The organism is Micromonospora sp. NPDC047521 (genome assembly GCF_055587305.1).
The window spans coordinates 340685-364169 of record NZ_JBVJGN010000004.1 but is presented as its reverse complement, the minus strand read 5'-3'; the positions used below and the strand labels follow the sequence as shown (position 1 = coordinate 364169).

General features: G+C 72.3%; 18 protein-coding genes. 8 read left to right on the top strand and 10 right to left on the bottom strand.

The window, feature by feature from the left end; all coding sequences use genetic code 11:
- Positions 1–24 precede the first annotated feature (24 nt).
- From ACZ6N8_RS12390 to ACZ6N8_RS12380, 3 genes are all read right to left on the bottom strand, one after another.
- On the bottom strand, positions 25–1533 hold the full coding sequence (locus ACZ6N8_RS12390) for a bifunctional cytidylyltransferase/SDR family oxidoreductase (protein ID WP_139583974.1): 1509 nt from the start codon (positions 1531–1533) through the stop codon (positions 25–27).
- Between the two features lie 147 nt (positions 1534–1680).
- Complete coding sequence (locus ACZ6N8_RS12385) at positions 1681–2499, bottom strand: ABC transporter ATP-binding protein (RefSeq protein WP_364371797.1); 819 nt, start codon at positions 2497–2499, stop codon at positions 1681–1683.
- On the bottom strand, positions 2492–3385 hold the full coding sequence (locus ACZ6N8_RS12380) for an ABC transporter permease (RefSeq protein WP_466009593.1): 894 nt from the start codon (positions 3383–3385) through the stop codon (positions 2492–2494). Before ACZ6N8_RS12380 ends, ACZ6N8_RS12385 begins: the two co-directional genes overlap by 8 nt.
- 218 nt (positions 3386–3603) lie before the next feature.
- On the opposite strand from ACZ6N8_RS12380, the gene ACZ6N8_RS12375 reads away from it, so the two are divergent.
- From ACZ6N8_RS12375 to ACZ6N8_RS12365, 3 genes are all read left to right on the top strand, one after another.
- On the top strand, positions 3604–4203 hold the full coding sequence (locus ACZ6N8_RS12375; protein WP_466009841.1) for a TetR/AcrR family transcriptional regulator: 600 nt from the start codon (positions 3604–3606) through the stop codon (positions 4201–4203).
- A gap of 140 nt (positions 4204–4343) precedes the next feature.
- Positions 4344–6485: a DUF6077 domain-containing protein gene (locus ACZ6N8_RS12370; protein ID WP_466009591.1), complete on the top strand. Its 2142-nt coding sequence runs from the start codon at positions 4344–4346 to the stop codon at positions 6483–6485.
- A gap of 409 nt (positions 6486–6894) precedes the next feature.
- Positions 6895–8652 carry a CDP-glycerol glycerophosphotransferase family protein gene (locus ACZ6N8_RS12365; RefSeq protein ID WP_466009589.1) on the top strand — a complete coding sequence of 586 codons (1758 nt, stop codon included), beginning with the start codon at positions 6895–6897 and terminating at the stop codon, positions 8650–8652.
- A 50-nt stretch (positions 8653–8702) separates the two neighbouring features.
- On the opposite strand, the gene ACZ6N8_RS12360 is transcribed toward ACZ6N8_RS12365, so the two are convergent.
- Positions 8703–9041: a DUF952 domain-containing protein gene (locus tag ACZ6N8_RS12360; RefSeq protein ID WP_466009587.1), complete on the bottom strand. Its 339-nt coding sequence runs from the start codon at positions 9039–9041 to the stop codon at positions 8703–8705.
- A 101-nt stretch (positions 9042–9142) separates the two neighbouring features.
- Between ACZ6N8_RS12360 and ACZ6N8_RS12355 the strand changes: the two genes are divergently transcribed.
- The 3 genes from ACZ6N8_RS12355 to ACZ6N8_RS12345 all read left to right on the top strand — a co-directional run bounded on the left by ACZ6N8_RS12355 (position 9143) and on the right by ACZ6N8_RS12345 (position 11635).
- Entirely contained in the window at positions 9143–9454 is a 312-nt protein-coding gene (locus ACZ6N8_RS12355; RefSeq protein ID WP_139583969.1) for a hypothetical protein, read from the top strand.
- 87 nt (positions 9455–9541) lie between these two features.
- Complete coding sequence (locus ACZ6N8_RS12350) at positions 9542–10198, top strand: response regulator transcription factor (protein ID WP_357985654.1); 657 nt, start codon at positions 9542–9544, stop codon at positions 10196–10198.
- A 9-nt stretch (positions 10199–10207) separates the two neighbouring features.
- On the top strand, positions 10208–11635 hold the full coding sequence (locus tag ACZ6N8_RS12345; protein WP_466009585.1) for a sensor histidine kinase: 1428 nt from the start codon (positions 10208–10210) through the stop codon (positions 11633–11635).
- Between the two features lie 7 nt (positions 11636–11642).
- Here ACZ6N8_RS12345 and ACZ6N8_RS12340 read toward each other — a convergent pair whose 3' ends face one another.
- The 4 genes from ACZ6N8_RS12340 to ACZ6N8_RS12325 form a co-directional block, all read right to left on the bottom strand.
- A complete protein-coding gene (locus tag ACZ6N8_RS12340) occupies positions 11643–12614 on the bottom strand; it encodes a TAXI family TRAP transporter solute-binding subunit (protein WP_466009582.1) in 972 nt (323 codons plus the stop codon).
- Between the two features lie 63 nt (positions 12615–12677).
- On the bottom strand, positions 12678–13337 hold the full coding sequence (locus ACZ6N8_RS12335) for a hypothetical protein (protein WP_466009580.1): 660 nt from the start codon (positions 13335–13337) through the stop codon (positions 12678–12680).
- A 105-nt stretch (positions 13338–13442) separates the two neighbouring features.
- Positions 13443–14240: a peroxide stress protein YaaA gene (gene yaaA, locus ACZ6N8_RS12330; protein WP_466009579.1), complete on the bottom strand. Its 798-nt coding sequence runs from the start codon at positions 14238–14240 to the stop codon at positions 13443–13445.
- A gap of 53 nt (positions 14241–14293) precedes the next feature.
- Entirely contained in the window at positions 14294–15913 is a 1620-nt protein-coding gene (locus tag ACZ6N8_RS12325) for an ArnT family glycosyltransferase (RefSeq protein ID WP_466009577.1), read from the bottom strand.
- A gap of 124 nt (positions 15914–16037) precedes the next feature.
- Here ACZ6N8_RS12325 and ACZ6N8_RS12320 point away from each other — a divergent pair, with 124 nt between their 5' ends.
- A complete protein-coding gene (locus ACZ6N8_RS12320) occupies positions 16038–17078 on the top strand; it encodes an App1 family protein (RefSeq protein WP_364371766.1) in 1041 nt (346 codons plus the stop codon).
- Positions 17079–17143: 65 nt separating this feature from the next.
- Positions 17144–19150 (top strand): family 10 glycosylhydrolase, encoded by a 2007-nt coding sequence (locus ACZ6N8_RS12315; RefSeq protein ID WP_466009575.1) that lies wholly within the window; start codon positions 17144–17146, stop codon positions 19148–19150.
- Positions 19151–19198: 48 nt separating this feature from the next.
- On the opposite strand, the gene glgB is transcribed toward ACZ6N8_RS12315, so the two are convergent.
- Entirely contained in the window at positions 19199–21301 is a 2103-nt protein-coding gene (gene glgB / locus ACZ6N8_RS12310) for a 1,4-alpha-glucan branching protein GlgB (RefSeq protein WP_466009574.1), read from the bottom strand.
- On the bottom strand, positions 21289–23469 hold the full coding sequence (locus ACZ6N8_RS12305; protein WP_466009573.1) for an alpha-1,4-glucan--maltose-1-phosphate maltosyltransferase: 2181 nt from the start codon (positions 23467–23469) through the stop codon (positions 21289–21291). The genes glgB and ACZ6N8_RS12305 overlap by 13 nt, the downstream gene beginning before the upstream one ends.
- Positions 23470–23485 lie beyond the last annotated feature (16 nt).

Here is a 23485-nt window from a genome sequence, read left to right as displayed (position 1 = left end):
CGTTTTCCGCCCTCGCCGCCGCCGTCAGTTCGCGGACGCCGCCGCCGGCGCCTCGGCCCGGTCCGGGCCGGACTGCGCCGGCACGCTCGGCCCGTCACCGGGTGCCCGACGTACGTCGATCACCTGGCCGGTCAGGTCGGAGATCAGCACGTCAAGCGACGACTGGGCGACGGCCTCGGCGGCGAGCAGGGTGTGCTCCGGCTCCTCGCCGAACGCCCGGGTGCGCATCGGGGTGGCGGTCCGCTCCGGGTTGATGCAGTTGACCCGGACGCCGACGTCGGCCCACTCGTCGGCGAGCGCCTGGGTGAGGTTGACCAGGGCGGCCTTCGTGGCCGAGTAGAGCGCGTAGCGGGCCCGCCCCCGGGTGTACGAGCTGGAGGTGTAGAGCAGCAGCTGGCCCTTGGTCTGCTGGAGGTACGGAAGGGACTGCCGGGCGATGGTCACCGGGCCGACGAAGTTGACCTGGAGCACCCGGTCCATCGTCTCCTCGTCCATCTCGGCGAGGGCGCCCTTCTCCAGGATCCCGGCGGTGACCACCACGTGGTCGATGCGGCCGGTGGCCTCGAACGCGGTCTTCAGCGCGGCCTCGACGTCCTCGGCGCGCTCGACGTGGGTGCCGGTGGTGGAGCGGCTGAACGGGAAGACCTGCGCGCCGTAGCGGCGGGCCAACTCGGCCAGCTCGTGACCGATGCCGTAGCTGCCGCCGAACACCACGATGGTGCGGCCGGTCAGCTCCTCGGCGTAGCTGCGGTGGTCGGTGAGCCGGGGCGCCTGCGCGGCGGCGAGCTGGAAGAGCTTGTCCGCCAGGTGCACGTCGACCGGGTGGGTGACCTTGATGTTCTCGTCGGAACCGTCGATCACCTTGATCGGGGTGCCGGGCAGGTAGCGCAGCACCACGCCGCAGTCGTCGGTCGCGGCGAAGTCCGGGTCGCCCTCGGCGATCCGGTACGCCTCGCGGATGGTGGGGGAGCGGAACGCCTGCGGGGTCTGGCCACGGCGCAGGCGGGAGCGCATCGGGATGTCGGTGATGCAGTCGTTGTCGTCGACCTGGATGATCGTGTCCGCGGAGGGGATGGCCACGTCCACTGCGTCGTAGGTCCAGAGCGCGTTCACGCACTCGCGCACGATCCGGCCGCTGAGCAGCGGGCGTACCGCGTCGTGGAAGAGGATGTTGCAGTCGGCCGGGCCGACGGCGTCCAGGGCGATCCGGGTCGTCGCGTTGCGGGTGTCGCCACCCTCGATCACCTTGGTGACCTTGCGCAGGCCGGCCTTCTCGACGATCTGCCGGGCGTCCTCGACGTGGCCGGCGGCCATCAGCACGATGATCTCGTCGATCTCCGGTGCCGCCTCGAAGACCGCCAGGGTGTGCTCGATGATCGGCTTACCGGCGATCTTCAGGAGCTGCTTCGGGATGCCGAGGCCCAGCCGGGTCCCGGTGCCGCCCGCCAGCACCACGGCCACTGTCCGCGAGGGCCGCCACGGTGCCGGGGTCTCCGTTGCGGCGTCCGGGCCAGTGGTCTGGTCCTGCGTCATTGCCGGATCCTCACTCTCGTCGAATGCGTTAACGGAAGGTTCCGCCCGAGCGGCGACGGGATGAACCTTAACGCGCGGACCGCGCCACCCCAACGCGGGCGACGCGGTCCATGGCGTCGTGTCGATGCCGGAGGTTCGCCGGCACTTCTACTTGCTGTTCGCGTACGCCTCGTATTCGCGGATGACCTCGTCGGTGGGGCCGTCCATCCGGATGACGCCCGATTCCAGCCAGATCGTCCGCTCACAGGTGTCGCGTACCGAGGAGAGCTGGTGGCTGACCAGGAACACCGTGCCGGCGCCCTCGCGCAGTTCCCGTACCCGCTGCTCGCTGCGCTTGCGGAAGCCCTTGTCGCCGGTGGCGAGCGCCTCGTCGATGAGCAGCACGTCGTGCTTCTTCGCGGCGGCGATGGAGAACCGCAGCCGGGCCGCCATGCCCGACGAGTACGTCCGCATCGGCAGGCTGGCGAAGTCGCCCCGGTCGTTGATTCCGGAGAAGTCGATGATCCCCTGGGCCTGCTTGGCCACGTCGTCCGGGTGCATCCCCATGGCCAGGCAGCCGAGCACCACGTTGCGCTCGCCCGACAGGTCGTTGAGCAGCGCCGCGTTCACGCCGAGCAGCGACGGCTGCCCCTGGGTGTGGATCGCGCCCCTGTTGACCGGCAGCAGGCCGGCGATGGCCCGCAGGATCGTGGACTTGCCGGAGCCGTTGCTGCCGATCAGCCCGATCGCCTCGCCCCGGTACGCGGTGAACGAGACGCCCTTGACCGCGTGCACCTCCCGGACGTTCGGCGCGTGGGTGCGCTTGACCAGCCGGCGCAGCGCGGCCACCGGCGTGGTGCCACCGGAGGCGCCCTGGTGCACCCGGTAGATGATGTGCGCGTCGTCGACCACCACGGTCGGGATGCGCTCCTGGGTGGCGGTCAGTGTCGCGGTCGCCTCGGTGGAGGCCCCGATGTGCTCAACCACGGCCGTACTCCTGTTCGCCGCGCCAGAAGTAGATGAAACCGCCGAGCCCGGCCACCAGCGCCCAACCCGCCGCGACCACCCAGAGCCGGGTCAGCGACTCGTTGAGCAGTGGCGCCTGTTCCAGCAGGGAGTAGCGGGCCAGCTCGATGTAGACCAGCAGCGGGTTGTACTGCACGAGCGTCGTCGCCCAGGCGGGCAGCCGCTCGAAGAGGCTGACGCTGTACAGGACACCGGAGCCGTACATCCAGGTGCGCATGACGAACGGCATGACCTGCTTCAGGTCGCTTGACTTGGAGCCCAGCCGGGCAACCAGCAGCACCACGCCGGCGTTGAACACCGCCTGCAGCAGCAGGGCCGGCACCAGCAGCAACCACTTCAGCGTGATCGGCTCGCCGGTGACCAGCACGATGCCGATCAGCACCACCATCGACGCCAGTAATTGCTGGAACTGGGTGATCGTGGTGGACAGCGGCAGGCTGGCCCGGGGGAAGTGCAGCGCCCGGATCAGCCCCAGGTTGCTGCTGATCGACTGGGTGCCCGCCAGCACCGCGCTCTGGGTGAAGTTGAAGATGAACAGCCCGGTGGTCAGGTAGGCGATGAAGTTCGGAATGCTGTTCTGAGCCAGCACCACCCCGAAGATCAGGTAGTAGACCGCCGCGTTGGTCAGCGGTGTGAGCACCTGCCAGAGCTGGCCCAGCTTGGCGTTGCTGTACGAGGCGACCAGCTTGGCGTTGGCGTACGCGGCGATGAAATGCCGGTAGGCCCACAGTCGGCGGCTGTACTCGACGAGGCTCGGTCGCTCACCGGCGACCCGTAGCCCGTGCCGAGCGGCCAGCTGCGCCTGGGTCAGGCCCGTGTCGGGGTCGACCAGCGCGGTGGTGGCCATGGATATGGCGCTCCGATCTTTCGTGCAGACGGGGTTGCTCGCGACGATGGGATCCTAGTGGGAGTTGTGCGCGGGGCGCCGCCTCGTCGCTGCGTGGACAGTAGTCCGAAACACGTCGGGACGCAACCGTATCGTCGTTGCGCTACGCTGGCTGTCGTGACCTGCGAGAAGAGTCCCTGGTGACGTCCGAGAAGAGGCGTGCTCCGGCCGGTGCGGCGGTGCTCCGTGGAGAGATCACCACGGCCATCCGGCGCGCGCTGATGCAGGAGCTCGCCGCGGTCGGCTACGGGCGGCTCTCCATCGAGGCGGTCGCCCGCCGGGCCGGCGTCAGCAAGACGGCGATCTACCGCCGGTGGAGCTCCAAGCTCGACCTGGTCGTGGAGATCGTCGCGGCGGCGGCGCACGGCAAGCTCCCGGCGCTTGACACCGGCACCCTGCGCGGCGACCTCACGCTGCTGTTCCAGGCCGTGGCGCACGCGCTGCGCCACCCGCTGGCCTCGCAGATCATCCCCGACCTGCTGGCCGAGGCCGCCCGCAACCCCGGCATCGACGCGACCCTGCGTCAGGTGCTGCAGGCCCGCCAGCAGGACATCGGCGGTCGTCTGGTCGGCCGGGCCGTGCAGCGGGGAGAGCTGCCCGCCGACACCGACCCGGACGCCGCGATCGACCTCATCGTCGGCCCGCTCTACTGGCGGCTCGCCATCGCCCGGCTTCCGCTCACAGACAGTTACCTGGAGCGGCTCGTCGAGTCGGTGGTCGCCGGGCTCGGCGTGACGGGTGCCGTGCCGCACCCCCGGGCAGCTCCGATGGCCGGCTGACCGGCCCCGCGACACCCTCCGAACGGTGGGCCCGGATTCCCCGCCCGCCTCCGCTAGGCTGCCCCCTTGACATCGGGCTGTCACCGAGACGACATCCACTTTTCGCCCCCACACTCGCCGCCGGACGACAAGGACGACCCGTGACGAAAGTCGAAGACGCTGTTGTGGCGCCAGCGCCAGCCGACCGAGAGACCGCCCCGATCGCGGGCCCCGCAGCGGCGGGCACCAGCCGGTCGGGGCGCGGCCGGGGTCTGATCGGTCGACTCAACGCCGGTGTGGCAGCCGCACCCGTCCTGTTCACCGACGCGGCGGTGGTCGGCTTCGCCCTCTGGACGCTGCTCTACCACCTCAACCTCGGTCTCGACCTGCGTCCCTCGGTCGTCTTCATCGGCTGGGTGGTCCTGCTGCCGGTCGTGGCGTACGTGACCTGGAAGCTCCGGCAGCGGGACGAGGTCGTCCGGCCCGCCGACGACGAGCCGGCTGGCGCGCCCGCCGAGCCGCCCGTCGACCGGACGGCGCTGCTGCGCCGGTACGCCCTGCCCCTCGGCTCCGCGCTCGGCGCGGCGCTGTTCGCCTCCCTCGGCACCGGCATGGTGACCTGGTGGCTGGCGATCGGGCTCGGCCTGGTCTCGGTCATCTCGGCGTGGCTGGCCCTGTCGCGCCGCGGCGCCCGGGTCGACAGGGGCACCGCTGCGGCAAGCCGTGGCACCACCCCGGCGCAGGGCTGGGTGGTCCTCGTCGTCTCGCTGGCCGCCGCCTACTTCGCCACGCTCATCGGCCGGGTTTCCCTCGACGACGTCTTCTACGTCGGCAAGTCCGTCTGGGTGGCCGAGCGGGACGAGATCCCGTTCCGGGACTTCCTGTTCACCGAGGGCGTCCTGCCGGCCGGCTCGGCGAACCCGCCCCTGCCGTCCTTCGAGGTCTTCATCGGGGCGATGGCGCGCGTCCTGCACGTGCACGCCGCGTCCGCGACGTGGTACCTGCTCCTTCCGGTGCTTGCCGTCTTCGCCATCTTCGCGCTGTGGCGGCTCGTGCAGCGGTGGGCGCCGCGGCGTCCGCTCGTCGCGTTCGGCGTGGCCGCGGCCTACATCCTGCTGGTGGCGTACTTCGCCGACTCGTTGAACACCTACCACCTGCCCCGGCTGACCCAGGGCAAGAGCGTCTTCGTGCACGCGCTCATCCCACTGACCTGGGTGTACTTCACCGACTACCTGGAGCGCCGCTCCCGGCGTTCGCTGATCCTGCTCACCCTGCTCTCCGTGGCGAGCGTCGGCTACACCACCACGGCCGTGATGCTCCTGCCCCTGATCGGCGCCGCGGCGGGTGTCGTACTGCTGGCCACCAGGCGGGTGCGCGACGCCGTCCTGTGCTTCGCGGCCGTGTCGCTCTACCCGGTGCTGTCCGGCGCGCTCGTCCAGGTCCTGCGCGGCGGGATCGAGACGACGGTCGCCACGTACGCGCCGCTGCTGCCGCTGCGGACCATCTACGAGCTCACCCTGTGGCTCGGCATCCTCGGCGTCATCGCCGGGCTCGCCGTGTGGTGGTCGCCCCTGGTGCTTCGCGCGGGCGCGCCCCGGCAGCTCGCCGCCGGCGCCGTGCTCGCGGTGACGGTCCTGCTGATCCCCGGGATCCTCAAGGTCGCCGGTGACCTCAGCGGTCTGCGGGCGGTGCTCTGGCGGGTGCCGTGGATCCTGCCGGTGCCGGCGCTCGTCGGCATGCTCGCCGTCGTCCGGCTTCCCCGACTGCCCCGGCTGGCCCAGGTCAACCGCGTCCTGGCCTTCGCGCTCCCCGCCGTGCTGGTGTGCATCTTCTACACCCAGGGCAAGCCCATGTGGAAAGACGACATGGTCCAGACCGAGCCGACCTGGCGGATGCCGGTGGCCCGCAAGGCGTCCTCCTTCTGGATCAAGAGGCTGGACAACCGCCCGCCGGGCCTGGTGCTCGCGCCGTCGTCGGTCATGCGGTCACTCCCGGAGGTCACGACCGAGGTCCGGGTGGTGCTTCCCCGCGACCTCTACCTCACCGACTACGGAATCGACACGCAGTTCTCCCGGGACCGGCTGCTGCTGGCGAGACTGGCCGACGCCGACCGGACCGTCTCGATCTACGAGGCGGACGGCGCGATGCGCCGGGTGGGGGTCAGCACGGTCTGTGTCTGGAAGTCCAACACCCTCGTCGCCGACGCCGCGCCGTACCTGGGTCTGGAGCTGATCGCGTCGCGCAACCCACCCGGCGCGATGAACTGCTACCGGACCACCGCGGCCCCGACCCCCGGCGGCTGACCTGCCGGGACACGCCGACACCACGGCCCGGACGCCTCGTCGCGTCCGGGCCGTGGCGTGTCGGTGCCCGGTTGTGACCCGCCGCACAGCGGCGGGACCCGTCAGGTGCCCGGATTGCGGTCCGATACCCGGGTGATCCCTCGGTGTTCCACGGCGTTAAGGTCGCAGTCACGCGCGGACGGCCCGAGGCGCGGTTTTGGGCGGGTCCGCGCGTGGCACACTGCACTTCAGGAGTTCGGACATGGGACGTGGCGTGCGCGGTGGCGGGGCCGACCCGTCGGTGGCGCGCGAGGCTGCGACCTCCGCATCGCCGCGTGGCCCCCGCGTCGTACGCAGGCCGTCCCCATCCGGCGTCGCCATTAAGGGCCACGCGCCCAGACGGTCACCACTCTCGTAGGGAGCTGTACCTTTGTTCGGCACGTTATCGGGACGCCTCGGCGTCGCCGCCCGCAGCGCGCTGCTGGTGCTGTCCTACCTGGTCATGCTCGTCGCCGGCACCTTCGGTTGGATCGCTCTGTTCGCCGTCGCCGGGCTGGTCGCGGTGGTCGGCGAGTTCGCCGTGGCCCGCTGGTCGCCACCGTCGCAGCTGCTGCTGGAGAAGGTCGGCCTGCACTTCTCGTACCGGCAGTTGACCCGGGATCTCGCCGCCGTGCTGCTGGTCGCCGCCGAGGTGCCGCTCGACGGCGGTGAGCTGACGTGGCTGCTCGCCCTGCCGGCAGTCGTGTGGGTCGTGTCGGTCTTCGCCGGCGCCCTGACCACCATGATCGAGCGTCGTAACCCGCTCTCCGCCATGGTGCGCAACATCGAACTGGGTCCGCTGCGCTCGGCCCCCCAGCCGCCGGCCTGGGCCGCGGCCGTGGCCGGCGAGCGGATGCCCCTGCTCAACCTGCTGCTGGTGCCGGCGGCGGTGGCCGCCGCGGTGCAGCACGACGTGACCCCGTTCTTCGTCGCCGCGGTGGTGGCCGTGGCGGCGACCGGCGTGGTGGGCGCGATCATCGCGCTGACCTGGCTGCGCGGCCGGGGCTCGGGTCCGGGTCCGCTGCTGCCCGCCGTGCAGCGGTGGCTGGACACCTACCGGCCCGAGGTGGCGCTCTACTTCGCCGGCCCGGCGAAGGACGTCTACCAGGCGAACATGTGGCTCGCCCCCACCGAGGCGCTCCAGCAGCGCGCGGTGGTGCTGATGCGCAGCCGGGACGCGTTCCTGGAGCTGGCCGACACCCGGCTGCCGGTGATCTGCGTACCGGCCGGGGTGGACTTCATGAACCTCGAACTCGGCAGCATCCGCGCGGCGCTCTACGCCGCGAACGTCGGCGCGAACATCCACATGCTGCGCGAGCCCACCACGAAGCACGTCTTCGTCGGGCACGGTGACAGCGACAAGCAGGCAAGCGTCAACCCCTACAGCAAGGTGTACGACGAGGTCTGGGTCGCCGGACTGGCCGGCCGGGAGCGGTACGCCCGCGCCGGTGTGGGTGTGCTCGACTCGGACATCGTCGAGATCGGCCGGCCGCAGCTCGCCGGTGTCCACACGTTCGGCGCCGAGTCGGTGGACCGGCCGTTCACGGTGCTGTACGCGCCCACCTGGGAGGGCTGGCTCGACGACGACCCGTACCACACCTCGCTCGTGCTGATGGGTGAGCGGATCGTCAAGGGGCTGCTGGCCACGAACCCCCGGGTGCGTCTGATCTACAAGCCGCACCCGCTCACCGGGTCGCGGTCTACGGCGGCCCGGAGCGTGCACGAGCGGATCGTCGGCGCGATCCGTGCCGCCGGCGGCAACCCGAACGCGTCCTCTCTGGACGGCACCGCGCACCTGGTCATCACGGGCCGCACGCCGGCGTTGTTCGACTGCTTCAACCAGACCGACCTGCTGGTCAGCGACGTGTCCAGTGTGGTCTCCGACTTCGTGCAGAGCCAGCGTCCGTACGTGGTGGCCAACCCGGCAGGCCTCCCGGAGGACGAGTTCCGCAGGGAGTTCCCCACCACGCGGGCCGCGTACCTGCTCTCGAAGGACTGCGGTGAGCTGGAGAAGATCGTGTCGGTGACCCGGGCCGGTGACGACCCGATGACCGAGGCGCGCCGGGAGTTGAAGACCTACCTGCTCGGCCCCGCCGAGGAGAACCCGATGGACCGGTTCCAGGAAGAGATCGCCCGCCTCTGCCGCTGACCCGACGATCCCGCGCCCGGCCCGACGCCGTCGGACCGGGCGCGGTCGCGTCAGCTCAGGAGCGCGGCCACCGCCTCGGCGACCGGGACGTCCACCGGCAGCACCCGCGCGTCCACCACGGCGGTGACCGGCAGGGGACCGTACAGGTGCGGAAAGAGCTGCCCGCCGCGCGACGGTTCCCACCGCAGCGCGTCACCCAACCGGTCCTCGCGGACGCTCAGCAGGGTCAGCCCGGTGGCGCCGGCGAAGTGCCGACGGGCGGTCTCCACCACCTGCTCGGCGGCGGAGAGGTGGATGAAACCGTCCTGCCGGTCCACCGCCGAGCCGGCGAGGTGCCCGGCCGCCCGGGCGTCGTCCCACTCGACAGTCGGCAGCAGCTTGTAGATCACCTCCGCAGCGTACGTCGGCGGGTACGCGTTTCGGCCGTACCGCCGCCGACGCCGGGCGCGGCCCGGCATGCTCAGGTGCAACGGCCGCGGAGGGGATGGCGATGGAGAGCTACGACGACGACTGGACCGACAGCCAGCGGGCGCTGTACGACGAGTGCTACCGGGCCGGCGGGGAGTGGGCCGCGGATCCGGACACCCCGTCCGACGACGTGCAGCAGGTGATCAATCTGGCCGAGGCGGACGACGACGCCTTCGACGACGCCGAGATCGACTTTCCGCCCCTGGTCGACGCGGTCACCCAGGCCAGCGGCGTGAACGTCACGAGCGTGCCGGCCCGCCACGACGACCCGGGCTTTCGGGGCTTCACCGACGGTGTCCGGGACAGCGTCGCCGACGACGTCTTCGGCCTCTGAGCGTCCGCCCCCGGTGGGCGGGCCTCCCGCTCGCCGCCCGCTTCTGCCACCATTCGCAGGACGGCGCTGCGAGGGACGGGGGCACGGGTGCGGATCCTGCTGGTGGAGGACGACCGCCGGGTGGCCGCCGCGCTCTCCTCGGCTCTCGGCCGGCGCGGATACGAGGTCGAGCACGCCGCCACCGTCGCCGCGGCGCTCTCCGCCGCCCCGTGCGACCTGGTCCTGCTCGACCTGACGCTGCCCGACGGGGACGGCACCGACCTGTGCCGGGCGTTGCGCCGACGCAGCAGTCAGCTCGGCATCATCGCGGTGACCGCGCGGGGTGAGGAGCGCGACCGGGTGCTCGGGCTGCGCCTCGGCGCCGACGACTACGTGGTCAAACCGTTCTCGATGGTGGAGTTGCAGGCCCGGATCGAGGCGGTGCTGCGTCGGGCCGCTAACGCCGCGCCGGAGCGGCACCTGATCGAGGCCGGGTCGGTGCGCATCGACGTGACGGCCCGGACGGTGACTGTCGACGGCCGGCTGGTCACGTTGACCCGCAAGGAGTTCGACGTGCTGCTGTCGTTGGCCCGCCAGCCCGGGGTGGCGGTGCCCCGGGACCGCATCCTGCTCGACGCCTGGGGCACCACCTGGGCCGACCGGCACACAGTCGAGGTGCACGTGGGGTCGCTGCGCGGCAAGCTGGGCGACGCCCGCCTGGTGGAGACCGTACGCGGGGTCGGCTACCGGCTGCGCGAGGTCTGAGGAGCCGCCGTGCGTCGCCGACTGGTGATCAGCTACCTGCTGCTGATGGTGCTCGTCCTCATCGCCCTGGAGACCCCGCTGGCCGCCACCCTGGCCAATGGTGAGACCGAACGGGTACGCGCCGACCGGCTGGCCGACGCGACCCGGTTCGCCTCGCTGGCCGGGCCGACGTTGCGCGGCGGCGGCCCGGACCCGATCGAGTCGGAGTTGCGCAGCTACGACGAGTTGTACGCGATAGGCGCGGCAGTCGTCGACCGGGACCGGGGGACACTTGTCGCCTCGCCTCGGTGGCAGCCGACCGCGACCACCACGGCCCTGGACGTCGCGCTGTCCGGGCAGCAGGCCAGTGCCCCCCAGTCGGTGTGGCCGTGGACGACGGGCCCGGTGGTGGTGGCCGTGCCGGTAAGCGACGGTGGTGAGGTCCTCGGCGCGGTGGTGATCGTGACCCCGGCCGGCCCGATCCGCCGGGCCGTCGCCGCCTGGTGGTTGCTGCTCGCGCTGGCGGGTCTGCTCGCCGTGCTGGCCTGCGTGCTCACCGCGTTCGGGCTGGCCGGGTGGGTGCTGCGGCCGGTCACCGAGCTGGACGCGGTCACCCACGAGATCGCCGAGGGCGACCGGAGCGCCCGGGTGCAGCACCGCCTGGGCCCTCCTGAGCTGCGCCGGCTCGCGGCCAGCTTCAACCACATGGCCGACGTGGTCTCCGACGTGATGGACCGGCAGCGCGCCTTCGTGGCGCACGCCAGTCACCAGCTGCGTAACCCGCTGACGGCGCTTCGGCTGCGGGTGGAGGAGCTGGGCCCCAGCCTCACCGACGTGGACGGCCGCTCCGAGCACCGGTTGGCGCTTGAGGAGACCGACCGGCTGGCGCTTGTGCTCGACGCGTTGCTCACCCTGGCCCGTGCCGAACGCGAGGAGAACGAGCGGGTCACCGTCGATGCGGCGGCGGTGGCGGCGTCCCGGGTGGCCGCGTGGGCGCCGCTCGCGCGGCACCGGTCGGTCACGCTGCGGCTGGCCCCGGGCGACGCCCCGGCGTACGCCCGCACCGTGCCGACAGCCGTCGACCAGGCCCTCGACGCGTTGATCGACAACGCGGTGAAGTTCAGCGGTGCCGGCGGGACGGTCACGGTGACCGTTGCTCTCCGTGACCACGGGGTGGCCCTGGAGGTGCGCGACTCCGGGCCGGGCATGACCGAGAGTCAGCTCGGCCAGGCCACCGAGCGGTTCTGGCGGGCGCCGGACGCGCAGAACGTCGACGGCGCCGGGCTCGGCCTGACCATCGTCGCAGTGCTCGTGGACGCGTCCGACGGGCGGCTCACGATGCGCGCGGGGGAGCCGCGGGGGCTGATCGCCGGTCTGTGGTTCCCGGGGCCCCCGGCCGACGCCCACCGGCCGGATCCGGACACCGAACCCGCCGGCGACGCGTGCCCCGTCCCGTAGCGGGTGCTCAGGGTTTGGCCGCGCGGTACCACTGGGCGGCGCCCGGGTGCAGCGACAGCGGTGCGGTGACGATCGCCGAACGGGGGCTCATCCGTCCGGCCGCCGGATGGGCCGCGCCCAGCTCGGCCCGGCGCTCCATCAACAGCCTGGTCACCTCCCGGACCACCCGCTCCGGCAGGTTGGCCCGCACGATCAGGTAGTTCGGGTCCGCCACCGTGGTCACCGGGTCCATGCCGTACACCGAGCGGGGAATGTCCCGGGAGACGTAGACCGGCCCGTAGCGGGAGCGCAGCGGCTCGGTCAGCGCGCTCAGGTCGACGATCCGGGTGGCGCTGCGCCAGGCCAGCTCCGCGATGCCGCGCACCGGCAGCCCGCCGGAGAAGAAGAACGCGTCGATCCGCCCGGCCCGCAGGGCCGCCACCGAGTCGTCCAGGCCGAGCCGCTCGCGGCGCACCTGGTCGCCGCCGAGCCGCGCCACCTCCAGCAGCCGGGAGGCGGTGATCTCGGTGCCCGATCCGGGGGCGCCGACGGAGACCCGCCGGCCCCGCAGGTCGGCGACGGTACGCACCGGCCCGCCACCCGTGGTGACCAGGTGCAGCTGGTCGTCGTACACCCGGGCGATGGCGTCGACGGGCGAGTCCTTCGCCGAGGCTCTGGGCAGCACGTCGGCCTGGGTGAAGCCCAGTTCGGCGTCGCCGGAGCCGACAAGTCGCACGTTCTCCGCCGAGGCGGCGGTGACCACCACGCTCGCCCGCACGTCGGGCATCTCCCGGTTGAGGATGGTCGCCAGGGACTGACCGAAGGCGTAGTAGACGGCTGTGGGGCTCCCGGTGGCGATCCGGATGCGCAGCGGCTCGTTCGCGGTGTCCCGGCAGCCGGCGGCGGTCAGCGTCACGGCCAGCAGCAGCGTCAACAGGGCCGCCGGGCCCGCGCGGCGGTGGCCGGGCCGACTGGACGAGGTACGCCTCACGCGCTGCACTGTGCGCCGTCGGCAGCGCGGGCGCAAGCCCGTTCGCGCGGCCGGCGCGTCAACGGCGTCGACTCAGCAGACCTGACGGCGTGCCGGCTCCAGGGTCGCGCTGCGCAGGATCCGCTCCCGGTCGGGGCCGTCGGCGACGCTGACCAGGAAACAGCCGGTACCCGGGCGGAGCCGGGCCGGCACGTCGAGTACGGCGGCGGCGCGGATCAGCACCCCGGCCAGCTCCCGGTCGGTGATCCGGACGCCGAGGATGTGCCGGCGGACGTGCCGTCCACCGGCCAGCAGCGCCGACCGCCAGGCCGCCGCCGCCAGACGGGACACCCACAGCCGCCGGGCCGGCGACGCGCCGGGCGCCGGCCCGCCGAGCAGTTCCCGACGCCCCTGCCGCCAGCCGGCGTCCAACAACCGGGTGTACGCGCCGTGGTGCTCGCGCGGCACCCAGAGCCTGTGCAGTTCGTAGCGGCGGCGCAGACCACCGACGGCGGTCTCGTGGGTCACCGGGATGTCCAGCCGGCCGAGCAGTTGGCGCATCCGCTGCGCGGCGTCCTCCCGGTTGAACTCCACGCCTGGCGCGTACGGGGTGCCCGGCCGGGCGGCTGTCGGCGGCGGCGTGCACCGCAGCAGGCAGGCGGCCTCGAACGCGTCGCCGAGGGTCAGCCAGTCCAGTGGGGGCGGCGTCGCGGGTGCGCGCAGTGCGTCGAGCAGGGCAGGTTCGGAGGTCAACGAAGGCTCCCTTGTCGGAGTCTGGGTTCCCCTACCGTGGCCCCTGCGACGCCGTTGCGGAATGCCTCGCGCCCAGCCTTGAGGAAATCTTGCGGGTGCCCGCCGTCACAGGTCGCTGACGACCAGGTCCACCTGTCGTACCCGGCCGGGCGCGGTGGTCTGCTCCTCGACCGTGTGCTTCAGCTCGCGAAGCGTGCCGACGAGCTGCGCGGCGGTACGCGGGCGGGCGCCGGCGAGCAGCAGGTCGCGGACCAGCCGGCCCTTGGTGGCCTTGTTGAAGTGGCTCACCACCGAACGGACCGGCGCCCCGTCGACCTCCCGCTCGTGCAGCACCCGCACGGTGACCGTCCGCTCGGCCAGCTCCCCGCGCGGCGTCCAGGTGGCCGCGTACGCGCCGGAGCGCAGGTCCAGCACCAGGCCGCGACCGGCCGCGCCGTCCAGCGCCGCCGCCAGCTCCCCGCGCCAGTACGCGGACAGCGCCCCGACGCCGGGCAGGCGTGCGCCGATCGGGCAGCGGTACGGCGGGATCCGGTCGGCCAGGCGTACCGCCCCCCACAGTCCCGAGCTGATCAGGATCGACCGGCGGGCTGCCCGCTGTGCCGGGGCCGGCAACGAGGCCAGCCCCAGCGCCTCGTAGAGGACCCCGGTGTAGAGCCGCTCGGCGGGCGCGGTGGCCGCCACGCGCAGCCGGGCGTTGCGGCGCAGCTCGTCGCGCTGGCCCTCGCTGAGCCCGAGCGCGACCCGAGCCGCCTCCTCGTCCGGCCCGGCGCAGAGCGTCACAAGCGCGTCGAGCACCCGTTCCCGGGCGGGGTTCAACTCCGGCAGCGAGACCCGGTCGGGGCTGAACCGTCGTCCGGTGCCGGCGTCGGCCTTGCCCTCCGAGGGCGGCAGCAGGATGAGCATGGGACTCCTCGACGGGTGCGACGGCGGCGGCCCGGCCAGCGTACGACCCGCCGTTACCGCCAGGGCCGCACCGGTGTGTCGGGGTGGTACACGCGATAGCCGCCGACCTCCCGTACCGGTGTGGTGTCGTCCCGGTCGGCGAGCAGCCGGCGCAGCCGCCGGTCCATCGGCGAGTCGATCTCCACCACGTAGCCGGGTCGTTCGGCGCGGCCGACCTGCCGCCAGTACGCCAGGTAGCGGTTCTGCCCGGGGGACAGGTCGCCGTCGAGCACCCCGCAGATCACCGTCTCGTCGGTGTTGAAGATCAGCCGGTTGCAGGTCCAGTAGTCCGCGTACACCTCGTGCGGCCCGTCGGCGCGCAGCGCGGCGGCCAGCTCCCGGGCGGCGCGCTCCTCGGTCCGCGACGCGGCGGTCCCGGTCGTCACGAACAGCACGGTGGTGACCAGCGTGGTAGCGGTCAGCGCGACCAGCACGGCGGTGGCCAGCACGCCGGCGAGCCGCCCGAGCACGCTTGCCGTGCCCCGCCAGCAGGTCACCGCCACCACCCACACCGGCCACAGCACCGCCGGCAGCGACAGTTGCAGCACCGACAGGTAGCGGGCGTTGTCCAGCGGGCTGGTCGCGGCGAGCGGGCTGCGCACGTACGACAGCAGGGTCAACGCGGCGCCCGCGACAAGCGCGAGCTGCACGACAGGCGCGACCCGCTCCCCGCGCGGCGTCGCGGCCGCCCGACGGTACGCGAGCACGGCGAGCGCCGCGCCGGCCACCAGCAGCAGCGGGTAGATCATCCCGAACCACTGCTGCCAGCGCCCGCAGCCGTCCACCGGGCAGAGCCCGTGCGCCAGCGGTATCCCCTCGAGCAGGCCGCCGGAGATCCGTTCGGACCACGGCGGTTGCGGCCCCGCCTTGGTGCTCACCTCCCGGAACACCGACAGCGAGTCGTCACCCGGGCCGGCACGCAGGTTGTCGACGATCATCGGCGCGATCCCGACCACGACGCCGGCCACCAGCAGCAGGCCGGACCAGCCGAGAAGCTCCCGCCGCAGCGCCCACACCAGGGCCAGCCCGGCCACCGCGAGGTACGGCAGGATCAGCCAGTCCGACCAGGCGGCCAGGCCGACGAGCAGCCCGAACAACGCCACGGCGAGCCGCCGGCGGCGCACGGTGCCGGCCGCCAGCCCCACGGTGATCAGCAGCATCAGCAGCACCGCGGGCTTCACCTCGGGCCGTCCGCCGACGACTGTGAGCTGGTCGCGCACCACCCGTTCGCCCCCGAGCGCGAGCAGACCGACGACTACCGTGGCGAACCAGGGCGTGCAGATCCGGCGGGTCAACCTGTGGATCAGATACAGGAACACCGCGTACAGCGCGAGCATCGGCAGCCGCAGCACCGGCCAGCTCGGCCCGGCAAGCGCCACGAGGGGCGCCGCCAGGTACGACTCCAGCATTCCCATGTAGTGCTGGCCGTACAGGAAGACAGGCCGTTCCCGGCCCTGCCCGATGTGCAGCGCCGCGAGGCCGAAGGTGGCCTCGTCGCTGTTCGACACCGGCACCGTGTACAGCGTCAGGACCAGCCGGTAGACGACGCCGACGAGCCCGAGCAGCAGCGCCACGAGCGCCGGCCGGTCGGGTCGTGGGCGCCACCGCCCACGGTGCTGTTCTGGATGCGACACGACCAACGCCCCCGTCGTCGTCCCGACCGGAGTGTTTCACGGCCGGCGGGCGGGCCGGGGAGCTTCCGCGCAGTCGGGGTCCGCTCACGTGGCCGTGGGTGTGATCGTGTGGCAGGGTTGGCGCGTGCCACCCACTCCCGCCGGCCAGCTGGCCGTTCCCAACCTGCACCGGGCAGCGCGGATCGAGGACGCCGTTCACCAGCTCGTGGAGCGCCGCCTGCGCCGCACCGGCTGGCGGGTCAACATCATCGCGTACACCGGCTACGGCTCCCCGGGTTGGGTGCGGGTGATGTGCCGGGTGCTGCTGGGCCGTCCGGACACCCGCCAGCGGGGCCGTCTGGACAAGGTGCGCGGCTGGCGCAGCTTCACCACCCTGCCGGCGAAGCACGTCACGGTGACCATCGAGGCCGGTGGCGTGCGGCACGAGGCGCAGGCCGACCGCAGCGGCTTCGTCGACACGCTCGTCGAGGCCGACCTGCCGCCCGGGTGGGGCACGGTCCGGCTCAGCGTCCCGGACGCAGATCCGGTCGACGCGCCGGTACGCATCCTCGACCCCAACGTCACATTCGGCATCCTCTCCGACATCGACGACACGGTGATGGTGACCGCGCTGCCCCGGCCGCTGCTCGCCGCCTGGAACACGTTCGTGCTCGACGAGCACGCCCGCAACGCCGTGCCCGGCATGGCCGTGCTGTACGAGCGGCTGGTCACCGCGCACCCCGGCTCGCCTGTCTTCTACCTCTCCACAGGCGCGTGGAACGTCGCGCCCACGCTCACCCGGTTCCTGTCCCGGCACCTCTACCCGGCCGGGCCGCTGCTGCTCACCGACTGGGGGCCGACGGCCGACCGCTGGTTCCGCAGCGGCCGGGAGCACAAGCGGGTCACCCTGGCCCGGCTCGCCAGGGAGTTCCCGCACGTGCGGTGGCTGCTGGTCGGCGACGACGGCCAGCACGACCAGGAGATCTACCGGGAGTTCGCCGCCGCGCACCCGGAGAACGTGGCGGGTGTGGCCATCCGCCGGCTCTCCCCGACGCAGTCGGTGCTGGCCGGTAGCCTGCCCGCCCCGGCCGGCCGCGCGTCGTCCGGGCCGGTGGGGCAGAAGTGGCTGTCCGCGCCGGACGGCGCCGGCCTCTGGCAGCTGCTGCGCGACGCCGACCTGGTCTGAGCGTCCGCCGCCGCCGGCGCTGAAGGTTACTTGCACAACAGTCGGGCAACGTTGAAAATCCCTTCATGCCCAGAGACTGTTATCGATATTTTTCGGGACTGGCGCTGGTAGCGGCGCTGACGCTCGGCGCAACAGCCGCCGCCTCCTCCCCGCCGGACACCGTGCCGGTGGCCGCCCAGGCAGCCTGCGTGACCGACCCGGCCACCCCGAAACGGCAGTTCCGGGGCATGTGGATCGCCAGCGTGGCCAACATCGACTGGCCCAGCCGCACCGGGCTCATCGCCGCCGCCCAGCAGGCCGAGTACCGGGGTTGGCTCGACCTGGCCAAGCAGCGTCGGATGAACGCCGTCGTCGTGCAGATCCGCCCCGCCGCCGACGCGTTCTGGCCGTCGACGTACGAGCCGTGGTCGCAGTGGCTCACCGGCACCCAGGGCGGCAACCCCGGCTACGACCCGCTGGCCTTCATGGTGGCCGAGGCGCACGCCCGCGACCTGGAATTCCACGCCTGGTTCAACCCGTACCGGGTCGCCACCCACACCGACCTCACCAGGCTGGCCGCCAGCCATCCGGCCCGCACGAACCCGGGCTGGGCCGTCGCCTACAACGGCCAGCTCTACTACAACCCGGGCATCCCCGCCGTCCGGGCCTTCGTGCAGACCGCCATGATGGACGCCGTCAACCGATACGACATCGACGCGGTGCACTGGGACGACTACTTCTACCCGTACCCGGGTAGCGGTGGTGGCTTTCCCGACCAGGCCACGTACGCTCAGTACGGCGCCGGCTTCACCACCATCGCCGACTGGCGGCGCAACAACGTCAACCTGCTGGTGCAGGAGATGAGTGCCAGGATCCGTGCGGCGAAGCCGTGGGTGAAGCTCGGCGTGAGCCCGTTCGGCATCTGGCGCAACGCCGGCACCGACCCGCTCGGCTCGCGCACCACAGGCCTCCAGTCGTACGACGCCATCTACGCCGACACCCGACGCTGGGTGAAGCAGGGCTGGATCGACTACGTCGCCCCCCAGATCTACTGGCAGATCGGCCACCCGTCGGCCGACTACGCCGAGCTGGTCCGCTGGTGGTCCGAGACCGTCACCGGCACCAACGTGCAACTGCTCGTCGGTCAGGCCACCTACCGCGCCGGTGCGTCCGGGCAGGATGCCGCCTGGCAGGACCCGGCGGAGCTGTCCGACCACCTCACGCTCAACCGCACCTACCCCCGGATCCTCGGCGACATCCACTTCAGCGCCAAGGACGTCCGCGCCGACCGCATCGGTGCCGTGTCGCGGGTGGCGAACGACCACTACCGCAGGCCCGCGCTGGCGCCGGCCGGCGTCGGCGGCGCGGCGCCCGCCGCGCCGAACCTCACCTCGGCGGTACGCGGCACCGGCGGTGTGACAGTGAACTGGCAGCGCGGCGGCACCGGAAGCACGGCCTCGTACGCCGTGTACCGACTGCCCGGCGACGGCGCCGTCGACACCTGCGACCTGGCCGACGCCCGCAACCTGCTCGGCACGGTACGCGCGTCCGGCAGCACCGGGACGTTCACCGACACCACCGCCGCGGCGGGCTCGACCTACCGGTACCTGGTGACCGCCCTGGACCGGCTGCACCACGAGAGCCCGGCCAGCAACGCGCGGGTGGTCACCGGCACCGGCGGCACGTTCAGCGTGATCGTGGACAACACCACCACAGGTGGCTTCACCGCCGCCGCCACCTGGGGCACGTCGTCGTACCTCACCACGCGGTACGGCACGAACTACCGGTTCGCCGAGCCGCAGGCGGTCAGCGACCCGGCCTGGTTCAGCGCGACGCTGCCCGCCGCCGGCTCGTACCGGGTCGAGGTCTGGTACCCGGCCGATCCCGGGTACAACAGCGCCACGCCGCACCTGGTGGCGACGGCGAACGGGACCGTGACCGCCTCCGTCGACCAGCGCAGCGGCGGCGGGCAGTGGCGGGTGCTGGGCACCTACGACCTCGCCGCGGGGACCCGCCAGGTCGTCGGGGTCAGCCGCTGGACCAGCACCCAGGGGTACGTCGTCGCCGACGCCGTCCGGATCACCCGGCTCTGAGCCGGCCCCGTCCGGGGTTTGCCTCGGCGCCCCCGCACGGGCGCACGGTCATCCCCTGCGCAGCCAGACCGCGCCGAGCGGGGGGACCTGGAGGGCCGCCGAGGCGACCATGCCGTGCCACGGGACGTCCTCGGCGCGTACCTCGCCCAGGTTGCCCACCCCGGAGCCGCCGTAGTGGTGGGCGTCGGTGTTGAGCACCTCGGCCCACGTCCCGCCGGCGGGCAGGCCGATCCGGTAGTCGTGCAGCGGCTGGGCGGAGAAGTTCGCCACGCAGACCAGCGTCGAGCCGTCCGGGGCGATCCGGACGAACGAGACGGTGTTGTTGGCGACGTCGTCGCCGGCGATCCACCGGAACCCGGCGGGCTCGGTGTCCTGTGCCCAGAGCGCCGGGGTGTCCCGGTAGACCCGGTTCAGGTCGGCGACGAGGCGCTGCACGCCGGCGCGGGCCGGGTCGTGCAGCAGGTACCAGTCGAGGCCGCGTTCCTCGCTCCACTCGCGGTCGTCGGCCAGCTCGGAGCCCATGAAGAGCAGTTGCTTGCCGGGGTGCGCCCACATGTACGCCAGCAGCGCCCGGACGTTCGCCAGCCGCTGCCAGGTGTCGCCGGGCATCTTGCCGGCCAGTGAGCCCTTGCCGTGCACGACCTCGTCGTGGCTGATCGGCAGCACGTAGTTCTCGCTCCAGGCGTACGCCAGGGAGAACGTGAGCTGATGGTGGTGGTGCTGGCGGTAGATCGGGTCCTTCGAGGTGTAGAGCAGGGTGTCGTGCATCCAGCCCATGTTCCACTTGAAGCCGAAGCCCAGCCCGCCGTCGGCGGTGGGGCGGGTGACGCCCGGCCAGGCGGTGGACTCCTCGGCGATCATGACGACCCCGGCGTGGTGCTTGTAGACGGTCGCGTTCACCTCCTGCATGAGCGCGATGGCCTCCAGGTTCTCCCGGCCGCCGTACTGGTTGGGGGCCCATTCGCCGTGGTTGCGGGAGTAGTCCAGGTAGAGCATCGAGGCGACCGCGTCCACACGTAGCCCGTCGACGTGGAACTGGTCGCACCAGTAGAGCGCGTTGGCGACCAGGAAGTTGCGCACCTCGTTGCGGCCGAAGTCGAAGACGTACGTACCCCAGTCGGGGTGTTCGCCACGGCGCGGATCGGGGTGCTCGTAGAGCGGGGTGCCGTCGAAGCGGCCGAGGGCCCACTCGTCCTTGGGGAAGTGCGCGGGCACCCAGTCCAGGATCACGCCGATGCCCGCGGCGTGCAGCCGGTCGACCAGGTGCCGGAACTCGTCCGGATCACCGAAGCGGGAGGTCGGCGCGTAGTAGCCGGTGACCTGGTAACCCCAGGAACCGCCGAACGGGTGCTCCATCACGGGCAGGAACTCCACGTGCGTGAAGCCCAACTCGGTGACGTACGCGGTGAGCTGGTCGGCCAGCTCGCGGTAGCTCAGCCCGGGTCGCCACGAACCGAGGTGCACCTCGTAGACGCTCATCGGTTCCTGGTGCGGCTGCCGTTCGGCCCGGCGGGCCAGCCAGTCCGCGTCGTTCCACAGGTACGTCGAGTGGTACACCACCGAGGCGGTGGCCGGGGGCACCTCCGCGTACGCGGCCAGGGGGTCGGCCTTGTCCCGCCACTGCCCGTCGGCGCCGAGCACCCGGTACTTGTACCGGGCGCCGACGCGGGCGTTGGGCACGAACAGTTCCCACACGCCGCTGGAGCCGAGCGAGCGCATCGGCCAGCCGTCGTCGGGCCCCCAGCCGGTGAAGTCGCCGACCACCCGGACCCCGCCTGCGTTGGGCGCCCACACGCTGAACGCCACGCCCTCGTCGAAGACCCGGGCGCCCAGGGCGTCCCACAGTCGCTCGTGCCGGCCCTCGCCGATCAGGTGCAGGTCCAGCTCACCGAGCGTCGGCGGATAGCGGTACGGGTCGTCGTGCGCGGTGCCGTCGACCTCCACCCGGTAGTCGAGCACGGTGCCCTCGACCTGGGTCTCGAAGACGCCCACGTCGTGCACCCGCTTCATCGGGTGCCGCTCGTCGCCGACGAGCAGCACCACGTCGCCGGCGCCCCGGCGCATCGTGCGGATCGTCGTCGAGGAGTCGGCGGGGTGCGCGCCGAGCAGCGCGTGCGGGTCGTGCGTCGCGCCGGAGATCAGCTGGTCCATCGGGCGTCCTTCGGGGCGGCGTCGGTCGGTGCGGAGGCGGGCGGGCGGGTCGCTGACCGGCGCGGCGGGGTCGGTACCGGGCCCGACCGGCGGGGCGGAGTCGGCGCGGGAGCTGTCGGCGCGGGAGCTGTCGGCGCGGTGCCGCCGGAGAGGTCGTCCGGCACCTCGGCGACGGTGAGGTCCGTCGGCTCGGTGCCTGCCAGCTGCGGCTGGGTCGGTGGGGCCGGCCGACGCACGGTCAGCACGTGCGCGGGTTGCAGGTACGGGTCGAGCCGCACCGCGTTGCGTTGACCCCAGTCGTAGCTGGTGCCGGTCAGCTCGTCGTACACGGTGAAGCGTTCGTGCCAGTCGAAGCCCAGCGCCGGCATGTCGAGTGTCGTGTTGCCCCACTGCACCTCGCGCGAGTCGAACGAGCAGATCACGATGACCGTGTTGCCGGTCTGCGGGTCGTGCTTGGACCAGCACAGCAGCGCCGGGTTGTCGATCTCGTGGAACCGCAGGTTGCGCAGCTGGTGCAGGGCCGGGTTGTCCCGGCGTACCCGGTTGAGGGTGGTCAGGAACGGCGCCAGCGAGCGGCCCTGCGCCTCGGCGGCGGCCCAGTCGCGGGGCCGCAGCTCGTACTTCTCGTTGTCCAGGTACTCCTCGGCACCCGGCCGGGCCACGTGCTCGAACAGCTCGTAGCCCGCGTACAGGCCCCAGGAGGGGGAGAGCAGCGCGGCGAGCACCGCCCGGATCTTGAACATCGGTGGCCCGCCGTGCTGCAACGACTCGTGCAGGATGTCAGGCGTGTTCGGCCAGAAGTTCGGCCGCATGTGCTCCGCCGACGCGACCAGCTCCTCGCAGTACTCCCGCATCTGCGCGGCCGTCGTGCGCCAGGTGAAATAGGTGTACGACTGCGTGAAGCCGATCTTGCCGAGGCCGTGCATGATCGCCGGCCTGGTGAACGCCTCGGCCAGGAACAGCACGTCCGGGTCGACGGTCTTCACCTCGGCGATCAGCCAGTGCCAGAAGTCGAACGGCTTGGTGTGCGGGTTGTCCACCCGGAAGATCCGGATGCCCTCGCCGACCCAGTGCAGCACCACCCGCAGCACCTCGGCCCGGATGCCCTCGGGGTCGTTGTCGAAGTTGACCGGGTAGATGTCCTGGTACTTCTTCGGCGGGTTCTCCGCGTACGCGATGCTGCCGTCGGCCCGGGTGGTGAACCACTCCGGGTGCTCGGCGACCCACGGGTGGTCCGGCGCGCACTGCAACGCCAGGTCCATCGCCACCTCCAGGCCCTGCGCCGCCGCCGCCTCGACGAAGGCCCGGAAGTCCGCGGGCGTACCCAGGTCGGGGTGGATCGTGTCGTGGCCGCCCTCGGCGGCGCCGATCGCCCACGGCGAGCCCACGTCGTCCGGTTCGGCGGTGAGCGCGTTGTTGCGGCCCTTGCGGTTGACCCGGCCGATCGGGTGGATCGGCGGCAGGTAGAGCACGTCGAAGCCCATCGCGGCCACACCCGGCAGCCGCCTCGTGGCGGTCGCGAAGGTGCCGGACCGACCGCCCGCCGCTCCTTCGGAGCGCGGGAAGAACTCGTACCAGGCGGAGAAGAGCGCCCGCTTGCGGTCAACCCAGATCGAGTACGTGTCGCCGACGGTCACCAGCTCCCGCACCGGGTGTTCCCAGAGCAGGTCGGCAAGGGCCAGCGCCGGACCGACGCGCTGCGGCAGGGTCAGGTCGGTGTCCGCGAGCGCGGTGAGTGCGTCGGCGACCCGGGATCTGTCGGTCGCCGGAACGAGGTCCCGGGCGGCGGCGAGCACACGGGTGCCCTCGGCCAGGTCGTTGGCCAGCTCGGCCGGCCCCTGCCCGGCGGCGATCTTCTTGGTCACCGCGTTCTGCCAGGTCAGGTACGGGTCCTGGAACGCCTCGACGGCGAAGGTCCACTCGCCGACCGCGTCCGGTGCGATGGTGGCGTGCCAGCGGTCCTGGCCGGGCTCGCCGGGACGCATCCGGGTGAACGGCCGGGTTTCGCCGTCCGGGCCGCTCCACACCACGTTGCAGCCCAGCGCGTCGTGCCCCTCCCGGTAGGCGCGCGCCGACACCGGAACCGGTTCGTCGACCACCGCCTTGGCCGGGTATCGCCCGCAGGAGACGACGGGGGAGACGTCTTCGATCGGGAACCGTCCAGTCACCCCGCCAACCTACTGC